Here is a 17,776-nt window from a genome sequence, read left to right on the forward strand (position 1 = left end):
GACGACGTGACTGGCTGGCAGTTCTGGGTCGACCGAGGCGGCACCTTCACCGACATCGTCGCGCGCCGCCCGGACGGCCGGCTGCTCACGCACAAGCTGCTGTCCGACAACCCCGAACGGTACGCCGACGCGGCGGTCGCGGGCGTCCGGGAACTGCTGCACGGCTCCCAGGAGCCCGTCGACGCCGTACGCATGGGCACCACCGTCGCCACGAACGCACTGCTGGAACGCAAGGGCGAGCGCACCCTGCTGGTGATCACCCGCGGCTTCCGCGACGCGCTGCGCATCGCCTACCAGAACCGCCCCGCCATCTTCGCCCGCCACATCCGGTTGCCCGGGATGCTGTACGAGCGGGTCATCGAGGCCGACGAACGCATCGCCGCCGACGGGACCGTGCTGCGCGCCCCCGACCTCGAGGCGCTCGCGGGACCGCTCCGCCAGGCGTACGACGACGGGATCCGCGCGGTGGCCGTCGTCTGCCTGCACAGCCATCTGCACCCCGCCCACGAACGCGCGATCGGCGACCTCGCCGCGCGCACCGGTTTCCCGCAGATCTCCCTGTCCAGCGAGACCAGCCCGCTGATGAAGCTGGTCCCGCGCGGTGACACCGCCGTCGTCGACGCCTACCTGTCCCCGGTGCTGCGCCGCTACGTGCGCCACGTCGCCGACGAACTGCGCGATGTACGGCTGATGTTCATGCAGTCCAACGGCGGACTCACGGAGGCCGGACAGTTCCGCGGCAAGGACGCCGTCCTGTCCGGACCGGCCGGCGGCATCGTGGGCATGGCGCGCATGTCGCAGCGGGCCGGTTTCGACCGCGTCATCGGCTTCGACATGGGCGGCACCTCCACCGACGTCTCCCACTTCGCCGGCGCTTACGAACGCGTCTTCACCGCCCGGATCGCCGGCGTCCGGCTGCGCGCCCCGATGCTGGACATCCACACCGTCGCCGCCGGCGGCGGCTCCGTGCTCCACTTCGACGGCTCCCGCTACCGCGTCGGCCCCGACTCGGCCGGCGCCGCCCCCGGGCCCGCCTGCTACCGCGCTGGCGGCCCGCTCACCGTCACCGACGCCAACGTGATGCTCGGCCGGATCCCGCCCGCCCACTTCCCCGCCGTGTTCGGCCCGGACGGCGGCCAGCCCCTCGACGACGCCGTCGTCCGCGACCGCTTCACCGCCCTCGCCCACGAGATCCGTGAGCGCACCGGCGACGACCGCACGCCCGAGCAGGTGGCCGAGGGCTACCTGCGGATCGCCGTCGCCAACATCGCCAACGCCGTGAAACGGATCTCCGTCCAGAAGGGCCACGACGTCACCCGCTACGCCCTGACCACGTTCGGCGGAGCGGGCGGCCAGCACGCGTGCCGGGTCGCCGACTCCCTGGGGATCCGCACCGTCCTCGTACCCCCCATGGCCGGTGTGCTCTCCGCGCTCGGCATCGGCCTCGCCGACACCACGGCCATGCGCGAACAGTCGGTCGAGGCGCCCCTGGAGGCCGCCTCGATGCCGGGCGTCCGCGAGACGGCGGACGCCCTGGAGAGCGCCGCCCGCGCCGAACTGCGCGCCGAGGACGTACCGGACGACCGCGTCGAGGTCACCCGGCGCGCCCAGCTCCGCTACGACGGCACCGACACCACCCTCACCGTCGAGCTGACCGACCCCGGCACCATGACCCACGCCTTCGAAGAACGTCATCGCGCCACGTACTCCTTCACCCTCGACCGCCCGATCGTCGTCGAAGCCCTCTCCGTCGAAGCCACCGGCATCACCGCACCCCCCGACCTCTCCGCCCTCGCCCCTTACGAAGGCCGCCGCGCCGCACCGCGAACCGTCCGGCTGCACACCGGCGGCGCCTGGCACGACGTACCCCTCCACCGCCGGGAGGCCCTTCCTCCCGGCGAGACCGTCACCGGACCGGCGATCATCACCGAGCCCGGCGCGACGACCGTCGTCGACGACGGCTGGCGGGCCGCGGCCGGAGACGACGGGCATCTGGTCATGGAACGCACGGCGATTACGGAGAGTTCCGATCTCGACACGAAAGTGGACCCCGTCCTGCTCGAGGTCTTCAACAACCTCTTCATGTCGATCGCCGAACAGATGGGCGCCCGGCTGGAGTCCACGGCCCAGTCCGTCAACATCAAGGAGCGGCTGGACTTCTCCTGCGCCCTGTTCGACCCGAGCGGGAACCTGGTGGCCAACGCGCCCCACATCCCCGTCCACCTGGGCTCCATGGGCACCAGCGTCCAAGAGGTCATCCGCCGCCGCGGCGCCTCCATGCGCCCCGGTGACACCTACGCCGTCAACGACCCGTACCACGGCGGCACCCACCTGCCCGACGTCACCGTGATCACCCCGGTCTTCGACACCGAGGAGGCCACGGTCACGCGGAGTGAGCCGGAGATCCTCTTCTACGTCGCCTCCCGCGGCCACCACGCCGAGATCGGCGGCATCGCCCCCGGCTCCATGCCCGCCCACAGCCGGACCATCGACGAGGAGGGCGTCCTCTTCGACAACTGGCTGCTCGCGCAGGACGGCCGGTTCCGCGAGGAGGAGACCCGCCGCCTGCTCACCGAGGCGCCCTGCCCCTCCCGTAACGTCCGCACCAACCTCGCCGACCTGCGCGCGCAGATCGCCGCCAACCGCAAGGGCGTCGACGAGGTGCGCCGCATGATCGACGAGTTCGGTCTCGACGTCGTCCAGGCCTACATGCGGCACGTCCAGGACAACGCGGAGGAAGCGGTCCGCCGGGTCGTCGACGCCCTGGACGACGGGGAGTACGCCTACGAGACGGACTCCGGCGCCGTCATCCGCGTCCGTGTGCGGGTCGACCGCGCCGAGCGGCGCGCGACGATCGACTTCACCGGCACCTCCGCTCAGCTCGCCACCAACTTCAACGCCCCCTCGTCGGTGGTCAACGCGGCCGTCCTCTACGTCTTCCGCACCCTGGTCGCCGACGACATCCCGCTCAACGACGGCTGTCTGCGCCCGCTGGACATCGTCGTACCGCCCGGCTCCATGCTCGCCCCCGAGCCGCCCGCCGCCGTCGTAGCGGGCAACGTGGAGACCTCCCAGGCCGTCACCGGCGCCCTCTACGCCGCACTCGGCGTGCAGGCCGAGGGCTCCGGGACGATGAACAACGTGACCTTCGGCAACGAACGCCACCAGTACTACGAGACCGTCGCCTCCGGCTCCGGCGCGGGCGACGGCTTCCCCGGAGCCGACGTCGTGCAGACCCACATGACCAACTCGCGGCTCACCGACCCCGAGGTGCTGGAGTGGCGGCTGCCCGTACGGCTCGAGGAGTTCGCAGTCCGGCGGGGCAGCGGCGGTTCCGGGCGCCGGCGCGGCGGCGACGGCGCCGTCCGCCGGATCCGCTTCCTGGAACCCATGACGGTCTCCACGCTTTCCCAGCACCGCCGTGTGCCGCCGTACGGCATGGCCGGCGGCGAGCCCGGCGCTCTCGGCTCCAACCGGGTGGAACGCGCCGACGGCACGGTCACCGATCTCGGCGGGAGCGGCTCGGCGGAGGTGGGCCCGGGCGACGTTCTCGTCATCGAAACCCCCGGTGGCGGCGGCTACGGCCGGCCGTCACCCGAACCCGATCAAGCAGGAGAAGAGACGGATGATCTTCGGGCGTTCTGAACGCGGCAAGCCCCCGGTCGAGCCCGTCACGCTCAAGATCCTGGTGGCCGGCGGCTTCGGGGTGGGCAAGACGACCCTCGTCGGCGCGGTCAGCGAGATCAGGCCGCTGCGCACCGAGGAACTGCTCACCGAGGCCGGACGTCCGGTCGACGACACCAGCGGCGTGGAGGGGAAGCACACCACCACCGTGGCCATGGACTTCGGCCGCATCACCCTGCGCGAGGACCTCGTGCTCTACCTGTTCGGGACACCCGGACAGGAACGGTTCTGGTTCATGTGGGACGAGCTGTCGGAGGGCGCGCTCGGTGCCGTGGTCCTCGCGGACACCCGCCGGCTGGAGGACTGCTTCGCCGCCGTCGACTACTTCGAACGCCGCGCGATCCCGTTCGTCGTCGGCGTCAACTGCTTCGAGGGTGCGGCCCGTTACCCCGCGGAATCCGTGCGGCAGGCCCTCGACCTGGACGAGGACGTGCCGGTCGTGCTGTGCGACGCACGGGACCGGGAGTCGGTCAAGGAAGTGCTCATCGGCGTCGTCCAGCACGCGATGAGGCACGCGGCGGGCCGTCGCCGGGCCCTCGCCACCTGACCGCACCCCGCCACTCGGTCCACGGCACGGCCCGTACCCCCGCCGACAGGGGTACGGGCCGTGGTCCCCGCGGACACCCGACGCGCGTGTGAGGTGCTCACACGTCCCGCACGCGCGCGTGCCGGGCGCCCTCGCCCCTACACGTCGTCCTCCTCGAGCCAGCCGAAGCTCTTCTCCACCGCTCTGCGCCAGTTGCGGTACTCACGGTCGCGCACCGGCGCCTCCATCGCCGGGGTCCACTCGGCGTCCCGCTGCCAGTGCGACTTCAGCTCGTCCAGGTCGTCCCACACGCCCGTCGCCAGACCGGCCGCGTAGGCGGCTCCCAGGCACGTGGTCTCGGACACCCGCGGCCGGATCACCGGAACCCCGAGCACGTCGGCCTGGTGCTGCATGAGCAGGTTGTTCCTCGTCATGCCGCCGTCGACCTTCAGGGTCGTGATCCGTACCCCGGAGTCCTGGTACATGGCGTCCACGACCTCCCGCGTCTGCCAGCTCGTCGCCTCCAGCACCGCGCGCGCGAGGTGCGCCTTGGTGACGTAGCGGGTCAGACCGGTGACGACGCCGCGCGCGTCGGAGCGCCAGTAGGGCGCGAACAGCCCGGAGAAGGCGGGCACTATGTAGGCGCCGCCGTTGTCCTCGACACCGGCGGCCAGGGTCTCGATCTCGTCGGCGTCCCGGATGATGCCGAGCTGGTCGCGGAACCACTGGACCAGCGCGCCCGTTATCGCGATGGACCCCTCCAGGCAGTACACCGGCGCCTCTCCGCCGATCTTGTAGCCCATGGTCGTCAGCAGCCCGCTCTTGGACGCCACGGGCCGGTCGCCGGTGTTGAGGAGCAGGAAACTGCCGGTGCCGTAGGTGTTCTTCGCGGTGCCGACGTCGTAGCAGGCCTGCCCGAACACGGCCGCCTGCTGGTCGCCCAGCGCCGAGGCCACGGGGACCCCCGCGAGCGGGCCGACTGCGGTGCCGTACACCTCGGCGGAGGACCTGATCTCCGGCAGGACCGCCTCGGGCACGTTCATCGCGGAGAGGATGGCGGGATCCCACTGGAGCGTGTTCAGGTTCATCAGCATGGTGCGGCCGGCGTTCGTGACGTCCGTGACGTGCCGGCCGCCGTCCGGGCCGCCGGTGAGGTTCCAGATCAGCCACGAGTCGATGGTGCCGAAGGCGATCTCGCCGCGTTCGGCGCGCTGCCTGAGGCCGGGCACGTGGTCCAGCAGCCAGGCCGCCTTCGGCCCGGAGAAGTAGCTCGCCAGCGGGAGTCCGGTCGGCTCCCGGAAGCGGTCCTGGCCGTCGGTGCCGCCCAGTTCGCGGCACAGGGCGGCGGTACGGGTGTCCTGCCAGACGATGGCGTTGTGCACGGGCTTGCCCGTGGCCCGGTCCCACAGGACGGTGGTCTCCCGCTGGTTGGTGATGCCGAGCGCGCTGAGCCGGTCGGCGCGCAGCCCGGCCTTGGCCAGCGCACCGGCCACCACGGCCTGCACCTTGGACCAGATCTCGGTGGCGTCGTGCTCCACCCAGCCCGGCCTGGGGAAGATCTGGCGGTGCTCGCGCTGGTCCACGGCGACGATCGCGCCACCGTGGTCGAAGATGATGCAGCGGCTGGACGTGGTGCCCTGGTCGATGGCGGCGACGTACTTCTCGGCGGTGTCCGTCATGGCTGTCCCTGGGTCGCTGGGTCGGGTCGCTGGCTCGGGCCTTCGCGGCTCGGTGTGCGTGGTCGTGCAGCCGGTCAGAAGGCGATGTTGTAGACGAGGCCCGCGAGCGCGCCGCCGATCAGCGGGCCGACGACCGGGATCCACGAGTAACCCCAGTCGGACGTGCCCTTGTTCGGGATCGGCAGGAAGGTGTGCACGATGCGCGGGCCGAGGTCGCGGGCCGGGTTGACGGCGTATCCGGTGGGGCCGCCGAGGGACAGTCCGATGCCGACGACGAGCAGTGAGACGATCAGCACCGTCGTGCCGGACTCGCCGAGTCCCTTGGTGAGACCGAAGGCGAGGACGGGCAGCACGAGCGACATCGTCGCGATGATCTCGGTGACGAGGTTGGCGACCGGGTTCCTGATCTCGGGGATGGTCGCGAAGACGCCCAGCGTCGGCACCGGTTCGTCGGCGGTCCCCTCCGTGGTGCCCTCCTTGCGGACGTTGGCCTGGAACTGCGCGAGGTACACCAGATAGGCGAGGACGGCGCCGAGCATCGCGCCGACGACCTGGCCCAGCAGATAGACCCAGACCTTGTCCCACTTGCCGGTGTCCACGGCGATGCCGATGGTGACCGCGGGGTTGAGCTGCCCGCCGGACAGGGGCGCGGCGGTGTAGGCGCCCGCGAGCACGCCGAATCCCCAGCCGAACGCGATGACCACCCATCCGGAGGCCCGGGCCTTGGAGTACCGGAGGGTGACGGCGGCGCAGACACCCGCGCCGAACAGGATCAGGATCGCGGTACCGATGATTTCGCCGACGAATATGTCTCCGTTGCTCATGGCGGCTCCCTTGACGCCGGCCTGGGGCGAACGGCCCCGGCCCTCCGTGCAGGAACGGTTCCTTGGCGACTTCAGCCGAAGGCAGGGAGGGCCCCGCGCCCCGCCCGGCGTCCGTGACGAGCGTGCCGACGCAGCCGGATCGCCTCGATGGCGGGCCGATGGGCGCGGAAAAAACCCACGGCGCAGTGCCTGAATACGCCGTGAATGTACGGCGATGTCGGCTGACACCGGGAAGTGTTCACCGGCACCGGGAGGCCGTCAAGGTCGCCGACGGCAACGATGGCGGCGTTCACACGGGCGCGACTTCCGGCGGCGCCCTTCCCGCAGGCGGGGGCCCGAACGGCCCTGTGCGGCCGGGCCGTTCACCCGAGCGGCTCGGCCGCCGCCCGGCCGGCCCGGGCCGGCGCCGCCCCGCGCCGGACCTCCTGCCCGGGCAGTCCCGCGCGCACGAGCACCCAACTCGTTCCGGCCAGCGCCTTCGCGGCCTTCTTCACCGGCGCGAGAGCGGCCGCGGCCTGCCGGTGGTCGAATACGCTCCCGGGCCGGCACACCACGGTCGAGAGGGACAGCGTGACCAGGCGGCCGCCCGCCGACCAGGGAACGTCGAGCAGGGCGGTGGCCAGCGGCTCGAGCGTCTCCTCGTCGGTCAGCACCAGGAAGTCGTCCCCGCCGATGTGGCCCACGCGCGCGTGCCCCGCGGCGGCCTGCTGCAGCGCCCGGCCCACCGAGCGGATCAGCTCGTCACCCGCGGCGAAACCGGCACCGTCGTTCACCTGCTTGAAGTGGTCGATGTCGAGCCAGCTGAGCGCGAACGCCCGCCCCTCGGCGATGCGCCGGTCCACCTCGGCGGTGATGGCGTCCGAACCGGGCAGCCGGGTGAGCGGGTTCAGGCCCGCCGCCTCCTCCACCCGGGTCTCGGCCAGCGCGCGTACCAGGTCCGCGAGCCGTACGACGCCCACGCACCGGCCACCGTGGTCGACGACGGCCACGTCGTCCGAGGTGCGGTCGCTGCCGCCGACCGCCACGACGTCCAGCACCTCCCAGGCGGTGGCGTCCGCGCCGACCGCGCGCGGGGCGTCGCCCAGCTTGTACGCGGGCCGGTCCGCGTACAGGGCGTGCCCGTAGCGGCCGGACATCGACAGCAGGAAGCGGGAGCGGTGCACCGAACGGACGGGCACTCCGGCCTGGTCCACGAGCAGCACCCCGGAGACCTCCGGTGAACCGGTCAGCAGCGCACGGACCTGCCCCGCCGAAGCGGTCACCGGCAGCACGGCGGCGGGCCGCACGAACTCCCGTACCGGCGGGCCCGGCCGGGGCTGGGCCGAGGCCGCGGCGGAGCGGGGCGGAACGTACACGTCCGCCGCCGGGATCCTGGCCGGCGGCGCGAACAGCTCGCCCTGGGCGAGCTGCGCGCCGGCCGACAGCGCGGCCGTGCACTGCAGCTCGGTCTCCACGCCCTCCACCGCCACCAGGGCGCCCAGTTGCTCGCACAGGGTCCGCATGGACCGCACAGCGGCCGGCCGTGCCAGCAGCGAGGCGTCGAGCTTGACCAGGTCGGGCGAGAGGTCGGTGAGCAGCCGCAGGGGTACGTCCCCGTCCCCGATGCCGTCCGCGCTGATCCGGAACCCCTGCTCACGCAGCCCGCCCACGGCCTCCAGCAGCGCTCGCTGCGGCACATGGGTGCAGGGCGGCACGATGTCGAGGGTCACCTCCCAGGGCATCCGCCCCTCCGCCCGGACGGCGTCGTGCAGCCGGGCGAGGCCGCCGAGGTCGGCGAGCGTGGCCGCGAACACGTTGAGGTGCAGCGGCAGCAGCGTCTCCTTGCGGGCCGCCGCGCGGAGCGCCAGCACGGCCAGCCTGCCGTCGAGCTCGGGGTCCCGGCGCGCCTCGGCCAGGACGTCGCCGGTCTCCGGGCGGGCGAGCACCTCCAGTGCGGTGACCGCGCCGGTCCGCAGATTGACCACCGGCTGGAAGGCGAAGCGGAGAGTATCCGTCCAGGAGTGCACGGGAGCATGATGGCGCTGCCGGAACGCGCCCAGGCCCAGTTCATAAGACGTTCACGCAGCATTCCCGGGTGATCACGGAGCGTGCGGAGTGCCCGGTGCGGGCACCTCCGAGGCATCCCGGCCGGGCCGCCTGGTTCCACTTCCGCTTCCTGTTCGTCAGTGCCGGAAGAAGTGCCTCCTCTGATCGGATACAGTCCGCGCGTGTCCGAAAATCAGCATCCCATCGCCAACTCCGCGCCCGGCTCGCACTGTTCCGGCTGCGGAGCGCCCTACGGAGAGGGCGTGACGGGCTGGCCGCGCACCTGCCCCTCCTGCGGCACCGTCGCCTACCGCAACCCGCTTCCGGTCGCCGTGGCGCTCCAGCCCGTCTACGACACCACCGGCACCGCCCTGGTCGTCATCACCCGGACCGTCGCCCCCGCGCGCGGAGGCACGGCACTGCCGGGCGGCTACGTCGACGACCGGGAGGACTGGAAACAGGCCGTGGTGCGCGAGCTCAAGGAGGAGACGGGCATCGACGCCGCCGCCCGGGACGTCCGCCTCGTGGACGCCATGAGCTCGCCCCACGGACACCTGCTGCTGTTCGGACTCCTGCCCGAACGTCCGGCCGAAGGGCTCCCGGAGTCCAGCGCCACGGACGAGACCGAGGGCTGGCACCTCCTGCGCCGACCCGAGGAACTCGCCTTCCCGCTGCACACCCTTGCCGTACGGGGCTGGTTCGAGGGCCGCTACATCTGAGCCGCCCGCTCAGCCGAGCCCCCGTACCCGCACCGGGTGGGGCGGCGCCGCCGCGCCGTCCTCCCGCTCCCAGGTCACCACCACCCGCCGGCCCTGCCGGCGGGCCGCATACCGCTCGATCTCCGGCTCCACCCAGCCGTCGCCCGCGTCCCGGACGACCAGCCCGCCCCCGGTCCGCCCGGCGACGGGCGCCCACACCTCCAGTTCCAGCTCCCCGTCCGCGCCCCTGACCGGAACGACCGCCCCCGCGCGCGCCAGCACCGGTATCCGTGACAGCGGCGTGTCCAGGACGACCTGCCCCGGACCCTCGTACGCCTCCTCCGTCACGGTGTCGTACCAGCGGCCCCGGGGCAGCCGCACCGCGCGCCGCCCCGCGCCGGGGCCCAGAACCGGCGCCACCAGCAGCTGGTCACCCAGCAGGAACGCGTCCTCGCAGTCGCGCAGCGCCCGGTCCTCGGGCGACCCCCACCACAACGGCCGCACATAGGGCGCGCCGGTGCGCCGCGCCAGATGCGCCAGCGTCACGAAGTACGGCAGCAGACGCCGGCGCTCCAGCAGCGCCGCGCGCGCGTGCCCCAGCACTTCCGCACCGAACTCCCACGGCTCCCTGCGGCCCGCCCGCGGACCGGCGTGCGTCCGGAACAGCGGCAGATACGCGCCGAGCTGGAACCAGCGCAGGTACAGCTCCGGCGACGGACTGCCATCGTGACCGCCCACGTCGGGCCCCGAGTAGGGCACCCCGCACAGACCCAGGCCCAGCACCAGTGACAGCGAGGCCCGCAGCCCGGGCCAGCCCGTCGCCACGTCCCCGGACCAGGTGCCGCCGTAGCGCTGCATGCCGGCCCAGCCGGACCGGGAGAACACGAACGGCCGCTGCTGTGGCGACAGCTCCCGCAGCCCCTCGTAGCCCGCCCTGGCCATGCAGAGCGCGTACACGTTGTGCGCCTCCCGGTGGTCGCCACCGCGCCCCTCGACGGCGTGCCGCGCCGAACGCGGCAGCGTCGTCTCACCGAAGGCGCTGAACGACGTCGGCTCGTTCATGTCGTGCCAGAACCCCGCGAAACCCTGCCCCAGCCGCTCCTCGTACAGGCCGCCCCACCACTTGCGCACGCGCGCGTGCGTGAAGTCCGGGAAGACCGACTCGCCGGCCCACACCTCGCCCCGCACCCTCCGCCCCGAGCCGTCCCGCACGAACGCGTCCAACGCCGAACCGCTGTCGTACACGGCGTCCCCCGGCACGGCCTTCACCGCCGGGTCGACGATCGACACCAGACGGACGCCGTCCCGGCGCAGCTCCTCCGCGAGCACCGGCAGCTTGGGGTAACGCTCCTGGTCGACGGTGAACACCCGATGGCCGTCGTAGTGGTCGACGTCCAGGTGCACGGCGTCCAGCGGCAGATCGCGCTCCTGGTACCCCGCGACGATCCGGCGCACCTCCTGCTCACCGCCGAAGCCCCACCGCGCGTGCTGGTGGCCCAGGGCCCACGTCGGCGGCAGCGCGGGCGCCCCGGTCAGCGAGGCCCAGGTGAGCAGCACGCGCGCGGGCGTGCCCACCATCACCCAGCAGCGCAGCGGCCCCCCGTCCATGCGCAGCTCGCAGCGCCCCGCCCGGTCGTGCCCGGACCCGGCGCCCTCCTCGCCCTCCCGCAGGCTCACCGTGCCGTCCCACGTGGTGTCGTGGAACACCAGATGGCTCGCGGCGTCGGCCACGACCAACTGCACCGGCATGGTCACGTACAGCGGATCGTCCCCCGGGCCGAACGCACGGCCCGGATCGGTGTTCCACAGCCGGTAGACGCCCTTGCGCAGGCGCGGACCGCTCGCGCGCCCGCCCAGACCGAAGAAGCGGGCGTCCGCCGCCACCTCGGACCGCTGCATCCACCGCGCAGGGCCCCCGTCGGCCGGCTCCCACCACCGCGGCGGCATCTCCCGCCGCAGCACCACACCGCCCGGAGTGCACACCTGCAGCGCCCCGTGCCGCGACACGACGACCGTCACCCGCTCGGCGACCACCCGCCAGCCGCCGTCCTTGTCCGGTTCCAGCACGGCCCGCGGATCGGGCTCCGGGGCCGCGCCCGCGAGGGCGTACGACGGCTGCGGACCCGCCCCGTCCCACCCCCAGAACACGGCCCCGCTGACCGTCACGGTGATCCGCAGGTCGGACCGGCTGAACCGGATCACACCGCCCCCCGGACCCGGCTCCGCCCCCTGCACCCGCCCCGGGACCCGCGCGCGCTCGGCCCCCCGCCGGGGCAGCCCGGCGGCGTCGATCCGCCGTCTGCGCCACGCCGCCCGCACCGTGCGCAACCCCTGAGCCGCCCGCCCCGAACCACCAACACTCACCGAACGCACCAGGTCACGACCGTCCATGCTGTTCACCCTGCCACTGACCGCCCCGCGCGCGTGTGTCGTTCAACTGCCGTTCACCCGTGCCCGGACCACATCTTCACGACACGGACTATGTGGGGCCCGCCCTGGTGCAGAAGTCGATCACATGGCATCGTCCCTGTCAGCCGCGTCACGCGCACACCCCAGCCCGTGCGCGGACCGACGCACACGACGCGTACAGCCCGGGAGCCGCCCCATGTCGACCGCGAACCCCAAGCCGCTCTGGCAGCCCGCTCCCGAGCGGATCGCCCAGGCCCGCATCACCCAGTTCCAGGCATGGGCCGCCGAGCACCACGGCGCCCCTGCGGAGGGCGGCTACCCCGCACTGCACCAGTGGTCCGTGGACCAGCTGGACACCTTCTGGAAGGCCGTCGCCGACTGGTTCGACGTCCGTTTCTCGACGCCCTGGACGCGCGTGCTCGGCGACCGCGCGATGCCCGGCGCCGAGTGGTTCCCCGGAGCCACCCTGAACTACGCCGAACACGCCCTGCGCGCCGCGTCCGACCGCCCCGACGAGCCGGCGCTCCTGTACGTCGACGAGACCCACGAACCACGCCCGGTGACCTGGGCCGAGCTGCGCCGCCAGGTCGGCTCCCTCGCCGCCGAACTCCGCGCCCTCGGCGTCCGCCCCGGCGACCGGGTCAGCGGGTACCTCCCGAACATCCCCGAGGCCGTCGTCGCCCTCCTGGCGGCGGCCGCCGTGGGCGCCGTGTGGACCTCCTGCGCCCCCGACTTCGGCGCCCGCAGCGTCCTCGACCGCTTCCAGCAGATCGAGCCGGTCGTCCTGTTCACCGTCGACGGCTACCGCTACGGCGGCAAGGAGCACGACCGCCGCGAGACCGTCGCCGAACTGCGCCGGGAACTGCCCACCCTGCGCGCCGTGGTGCACATCCCGCTGCTCGGCACCGAAGCGCCGGAGAGCGCCCTGGAATGGTCGGCGCTGACCGCCGCCGACACCGAGCCCGTCTTCGAACAGGTCCCGTTCGGCCATCCGCTGTGGGTCCTGTACTCCTCCGGGACCACCGGCCTGCCCAAGGCCATCGTGCAGTCCCAGGGCGGCATCCTGGTGGAGCACCTCAAGCAGCTCGGGCTGCACTGCGACCTCGGCCCCGAGGACCGCTTCTTCTGGTACACCTCGACCGGCTGGATGATGTGGAACTTCCTCGTCTCCGGCCTGCTCACGGGCACGACGATCGTCCTGTACGACGGCAGCCCCGGCTACCCGGACACCGGCGCCCAGTGGCGCGTCGCCGAACGCACCGGAGCCACCCTCTTCGGCACCTCCGCCGCCTACGTCATGGCCTGCCGCAAGGCGGGCGTGCACCCCTCCCGCGACTTCGACCTCTCCCGCGTCCAGTGCGTCGCCACCACCGGCTCGCCACTGCCGCCGGACGGGTTCCGCTGGCTGCACGAAGAGGTCCGCGAAGACCTGTGGATCGCCTCCGTCAGCGGCGGCACGGACGTCTGCTCCTGCTTCGCGGGAGCCGTGCCGACCCTGCCGGTGTACACCGGCGAACTCCAGGCGCCCGGCCTCGGCACCGACCTGCAGTCCTGGGACCCGAGCGGGAAACCCCTCGTCGACGAGGTGGGCGAGCTCGTCGTCACCAACCCCATGCCGTCCATGCCGGTCCACTTCTGGAACGACCCCGACGGCAGCCGCTACCACGGCAGCTACTTCGACACCTACCCGGGCGTCTGGCGGCACGGCGACTGGATCACCCTCACCTCGCGCGGCTCGGTGATCATCCACGGCCGCTCCGACTCCACCCTCAACCGGCAGGGCGTACGCATGGGCTCGGCCGACATCTACGAAGTGGTCGAAAGGCTGCCCGAGATCAAGGAGTCCCTCGTCATCGGCGTCGAGCAGCCCGACGGGGGCTACTGGATGCCGCTCTTCGTGCACCTGGCGCCGGGCGCCGCCCTCGACGAGGCACTGCTGAACCGCATCAAGCAGGCGATCCGCGAACAGCTCTCGCCGCGCCACGTGCCCGACGAGGTCATCGCCGTCCCCGGCATCCCGCACACCCTCACCGGCAAGCGCATCGAGGTCCCGGTCAAGCGCCTCCTCCAGGGCACCCCCCTGGAGAAGGCCGTCAACCCCGGCTCCATCGACAACCTCACCCTGCTCGGCTTCTACGAGGAGCTGGCCCGCAAGCGCGCCTGACCTCCCCGCTCACCCGCGAACGGCCCCGGACTTCACCCGCCACGCCGGCGAAGCCCGGGGCCGGACGCTTCGAAGCCCCCGCGAATCCCCGCGCGAACGTCTCCGCCCCGGCCCGTTGTCAGTGTCCCCGGTTACTGTGAGTGAGCATTGATCGACAGCGCACTTGGGGGAAACATGGCGCACACCGACCAGCAGACGATGCGACGCGCCCTGCGCCGCGAGATCGCCGGAACCATCGGCCTGCTCACCGACGAACACGACTTCGGCGCCATGCGGCGCTACCGCAGCTTCGTCTTCGACGACCACACCACCTACCTGCGACAGGTGGAATCCCTGCTGAAAAGCCGGGCGGCCCAGGGCGGACACACCACGCTGGCCCTGTTCGATCCGGAGGACTACGCGGCGTTCTGCGCGGCGACCGGCCTCGACCCGGAAGCATCCGCCAGCCGCGCCCGGTTCACCGCACACCTGGCGGCCACGGGCCCCACCGTCCCCTACGACGGCCGCCCCCTCACCGCGCTCGTGCCCGACCTCGTCGACGAAGCCGTACGCCAGGCCACCTGGGAGTACGCCACCATCCTCCTGACCCGCCTCGGCCCCTGCGCCACCTGCGGCGAGGACATCGGCCGCGCAGCCTTCACCCGCGCGTCCGGGCTCATCGTCCGCATCCTCGACAGCGCCCCGCCCGGCGACCGCCACCTCGTCTGCAGCGTCTCGGCGCCGGCGGAAACCCTGGTCGCCGTCCTCCACGCCGACCAGGGCGCCGAGGGCACCGCCGAACTCGACGAGGGGGAAGCCCTCGAATTCACCAGCGTCCTCGCCCTCGGCCTCGCCACCAAGAGCCCCGGCGGCCTGGTCATGCGCGTCAGCTCGCCCGGTACGGCCGACCGCGTGCACGGCTGGCGGCTGCGCGGAGGCGACCTCGTACCCCTCAGCGCGGCCGAGGTCTTCGACGCCTACTGCACGGACGCCGAATCCGGCGACCTCATCAGCCCCGAACCGGACGTCGACTACTGCGCACCGCCCGACCTCGGACAGGAGGGCACGCCACCGGAGCACCGCCACTGAACGCACCAGGGGCGCCCCACCTGGTGGTGAGGCGCCCCTGAACCGGCGATCCGGCGCGAGCCGGAATCGACTACTCCCCGGACAGCACCGCCTGCGCGGCGCTGCGTGCCTCCGCGGCGCTGTCCGCCGCCCGCGCGGCGGCGGCCGCCCGCTCGCACTGCGCCAGCGTGTACTTCGCCAGGGTCGCCCGCACGTACGGCAGCGACGCCGCGCCCATCGACAGGGAGGTGACACCCAGACCGGTCAGCACACACGCCAGCAGGGGGTCGGACGCGGCCTCGCCGCACACCCCGCAGCTCTTGCCCTCGGCCCTCGCCGCCTCGGCGGACAGAGCCACCAGGTCGAGCAGTGCCGGCTGCCACGGGTCCTGGAGCCGTGACACCGCACCCACCTGTCGGTCAGCGGCGAAGGTGTACTGCGCGAGGTCGTTGGTCCCCAGCGAAAGGAACTCGACCTCCTGGAGGATCGAGCGCGCCCGCAGAGCGGCGGACGGGATCTCCACCATCGCGCCGAACTTCGCCCGGAGCCCCGCCTCGCGGCAGGCGTCCGCGAACGCCTTGGCGTCCGCACGGTCCGCCACCATGGGCGCCATGACCTCGAGGTAGACCGGCAGCCCTTCCGCCGCCCTGGCGAGCGCGGTGAGCTGCGTGCGCAGGACGTCGGGATGGTCGAGCAGCGTCCGCAGACCCCGCACGCCCAGCGCCGGGTTCGGCTCGTCCGCCGGGGTCAGGAACTCGAGCGGCTTGTCCGCGCCCGCGTCCAGCACCCGCACCACCACACGGCCCTCGGGGAACGCCTCCAGCACCTGCCGGTAGGCCTCCACCTGCTTGTCCTCGGACGGCGCGTTCTTGCTGTCGTCCAGGAACAGGAACTCCGTGCGGAACAGACCGACACCCTCGGCCCCGGCCTCCACGGCGGCCGGCACGTCCGCGGGCCCGCCGACATTGGCGAGCAGCGGCATCTTGTGCCCGTCGGCCGTGGCGCCGGGACCGGTTGAAGCCGCCAGCGCCGCCTTGCGCTCGGCCGCCGCCGCCTCCAGCTGCGCCCTCTTCTCGGCGCTCGGGTTCACGAAGACGTCCCCGGTGCTGCCGTCGACGGCGACCACCTTCCCCTCGGCCAGCTCCCCGGCACCCGGCAGCGCCACGACGGCCGGAACCCCCAGGGCACGGGCGAGGATCGCGCTGTGACTGGTCGGACCGCCCTCCTCGGTCACGAAACCGAGGACGAGCGTGGGGTCGAGCAGCGCCGTGTCCGCGGGCGCCAGATCGCGCGCCACCAGCACATAGGGCCTGTCACTGTCCGGGACACCGGGCATCGGCACGCCCAGGAGCCGGGCGACGATGCGGTTCCGGACGTCGTCCAGGTCGGCCACGCGCCCGGCTAGGTACTCCCCGGCGCCCGCCAGCAGTTCGCGGTACGCGGCGAACGCGTCGTACACGGCGCGCTCGGCCGTGCTGCCGACGGCGATCCGCCGTTCCACGTCCGCCATCAGCTCGGGGTCCTGGGCCATCATGGCCTGCGCCTCGAGGACCGCCTGGGCCTCGCCGCCGGCCAGATTGCCGCGCGCCATCAGATCGGCCGCCACGGCGTCCACCGCCTGGCGGGCCCGTCCCTGCTCGCGTCCCGCCTCGTCCGCGGGTATCTGCTTGGCAGGCGGCTCCAGCACCGCCGTCCCCATGTGCCGAACCTCGCCGATCGCCACACCGTGGCTCACGCCGACGCCTCGCAGCGTTGTCTCCATCTCACCGTCTCCGATAGTGCGGCGGGGCCGCCGCCGCGATGGTCGTCCTGTACGCCGCCGGACGGCGGCCCTCCCGTCAGTTCCAGGAGAAGAGGCTGTCGCCGGCCTTCACGTCGCCGCTGTCCCGCAGATCGGAGAGGGACTCGGCGGTGGCCTCGAGGGCCACGACCGGACACACGGGGGACTTGCCGGCCGCCTCGACCGCGGCCGGGTCCCAACGCACGATGCTCTGCCCACGCGTCACGGTGTCGCCTTTGGCGACGAGCAGCTCGAAGCCCTCGCCGTTGAGCTGGACGGTGTCGATGCCGAGGTGGGTGAGCACACCGTGCCCGGCTGCGTCGACCACGACGAAGGCGTGGGGGTGCAGGGAGACGATGACGCCGTCCACCGGTGCCACGGCCTCGGAGGGCTCACGTACCGGGTCGATGGCGGTGCCCGGGCCGACCATGGCCCCGGAGAAGACCGGATCCGGTACATCGGCCAGTCCGATGGCCCGACCGGCGAGAGGGGACGTCACGGTGGTCATGGGAAGCCTCCCAGGAGTGGAGCTGCAGGTGGGGCCGTCACTGCCTGTCCCGTAAACGGCGCGCTGATCAGCAGCGTATGCCAAAGGAAGTGACGGTTCCGTACGGAACTTACCAGCTAGTGGTCTAGACCACCAGCGCCGTCGATTTGCATGGCCTTCGAGGCCCCGTGTACTGTCGTACTCCTGCCTGGGGCGGTGCGGCGCGAAAGTGTCGCGGCCCGGCAGCAACCAAACTGGTCAGATCCTCTCTCGGGATCCCTTCTGCATGTCCTGCGGAGGGTGGTCAGAGAGTCGGAAAAACACTGATAGAGTTTGGAACACCGAAGGGAAGCGCCCAGAGGAAAGCCCGAGAGGGTGAGTACAAAGGAAGCGACCGTTCCTTGAGAACTCAACAGCGTGCCAAAAATCAACGCCAGATATGTTGATACCCCG

The 17,776-nt window shown here is 72.5% G+C and carries 11 protein-coding genes; 5 read left to right on the forward strand and 6 right to left on the reverse strand.

From position 1 onward, the window contains the following. The first annotated feature begins 6 nt into the window (after window positions 1-6). Both ACFYU0_RS34905 and ACFYU0_RS34910 read left to right on the forward strand, forming a co-directional pair. A complete protein-coding gene (locus tag ACFYU0_RS34905; protein WP_389306408.1) occupies window positions 7-3,645 on the forward strand; it encodes a hydantoinase B/oxoprolinase family protein in 3,639 nt (1,212 codons plus the stop codon). Continuing rightward, window positions 3,626-4,231, forward strand: a complete 606-nt coding sequence (locus ACFYU0_RS34910; protein WP_389306410.1) for an ATP/GTP-binding protein — start codon at window positions 3,626-3,628, stop codon at window positions 4,229-4,231. The genes ACFYU0_RS34905 and ACFYU0_RS34910 overlap by 20 nt, the downstream gene beginning before the upstream one ends. A 137-nt stretch (window positions 4,232-4,368) precedes the next feature. On the opposite strand, the gene glpK is transcribed toward ACFYU0_RS34910, so the two are convergent. From glpK to ACFYU0_RS34925, 3 genes are all read right to left on the reverse strand, one after another. Beyond that, a complete protein-coding gene (gene glpK, locus ACFYU0_RS34915) occupies window positions 4,369-5,889 on the reverse strand; it encodes a glycerol kinase GlpK (protein WP_389306412.1) in 1,521 nt (506 codons plus the stop codon). A gap of 74 nt (window positions 5,890-5,963) precedes the next feature. Next, window positions 5,964-6,713: an MIP/aquaporin family protein gene (locus tag ACFYU0_RS34920; protein ID WP_389306414.1), complete on the reverse strand. Its 750-nt coding sequence runs from the start codon at window positions 6,711-6,713 to the stop codon at window positions 5,964-5,966. A gap of 362 nt (window positions 6,714-7,075) precedes the next feature. Then, complete coding sequence (locus ACFYU0_RS34925) at window positions 7,076-8,719, reverse strand: GGDEF domain-containing protein (protein ID WP_389306416.1); 1,644 nt, start codon at window positions 8,717-8,719, stop codon at window positions 7,076-7,078. Between the two features lie 201 nt (window positions 8,720-8,920). Between ACFYU0_RS34925 and ACFYU0_RS34930 the strand changes: the two genes are divergently transcribed. Beyond that, the gene (locus ACFYU0_RS34930) at window positions 8,921-9,457 is read left to right on the forward strand and encodes an NUDIX domain-containing protein (protein WP_389306418.1); all 537 of its coding nucleotides are present in this window, start codon (window positions 8,921-8,923) and stop codon (window positions 9,455-9,457) included. 9 nt (window positions 9,458-9,466) lie between these two features. Here ACFYU0_RS34930 and ACFYU0_RS34935 read toward each other — a convergent pair whose 3' ends face one another. Further along, window positions 9,467-11,827 carry a glycoside hydrolase family 31 protein gene (locus tag ACFYU0_RS34935; protein WP_389306420.1) on the reverse strand — a complete coding sequence of 787 codons (2,361 nt, stop codon included), beginning with the start codon at window positions 11,825-11,827 and terminating at the stop codon, window positions 9,467-9,469. A gap of 214 nt (window positions 11,828-12,041) precedes the next feature. Here ACFYU0_RS34935 and ACFYU0_RS34940 point away from each other — a divergent pair, with 214 nt between their 5' ends. Then, the gene (locus tag ACFYU0_RS34940; protein ID WP_389306422.1) at window positions 12,042-14,009 is read left to right on the forward strand and encodes an acetoacetate--CoA ligase; all 1,968 of its coding nucleotides are present in this window, start codon (window positions 12,042-12,044) and stop codon (window positions 14,007-14,009) included. A gap of 174 nt (window positions 14,010-14,183) precedes the next feature. Continuing rightward, entirely contained in the window at window positions 14,184-15,077 is an 894-nt protein-coding gene (locus ACFYU0_RS34945; RefSeq protein WP_389306424.1) for a hypothetical protein, read from the forward strand. 70 nt (window positions 15,078-15,147) lie between these two features. On the opposite strand, the gene ptsP is transcribed toward ACFYU0_RS34945, so the two are convergent. Together ptsP and ACFYU0_RS34955 are read right to left on the reverse strand one after the other, a co-directional pair. Further along, a complete protein-coding gene (gene ptsP, locus ACFYU0_RS34950; protein ID WP_351663740.1) occupies window positions 15,148-16,818 on the reverse strand; it encodes a phosphoenolpyruvate--protein phosphotransferase in 1,671 nt (556 codons plus the stop codon). A 76-nt stretch (window positions 16,819-16,894) separates the two neighbouring features. Beyond that, a complete protein-coding gene (locus ACFYU0_RS34955) occupies window positions 16,895-17,344 on the reverse strand; it encodes a PTS glucose transporter subunit IIA (RefSeq protein ID WP_389306426.1) in 450 nt (149 codons plus the stop codon). Window positions 17,345-17,776: the final 432 nt, after the last annotated feature.

Origin of the sequence: Streptomyces sp. NPDC003720, from assembly GCF_042875075.1 — a bacterium.
GTDB lineage: Bacteria > Actinomycetota > Actinomycetes > Streptomycetales > Streptomycetaceae > Streptomyces.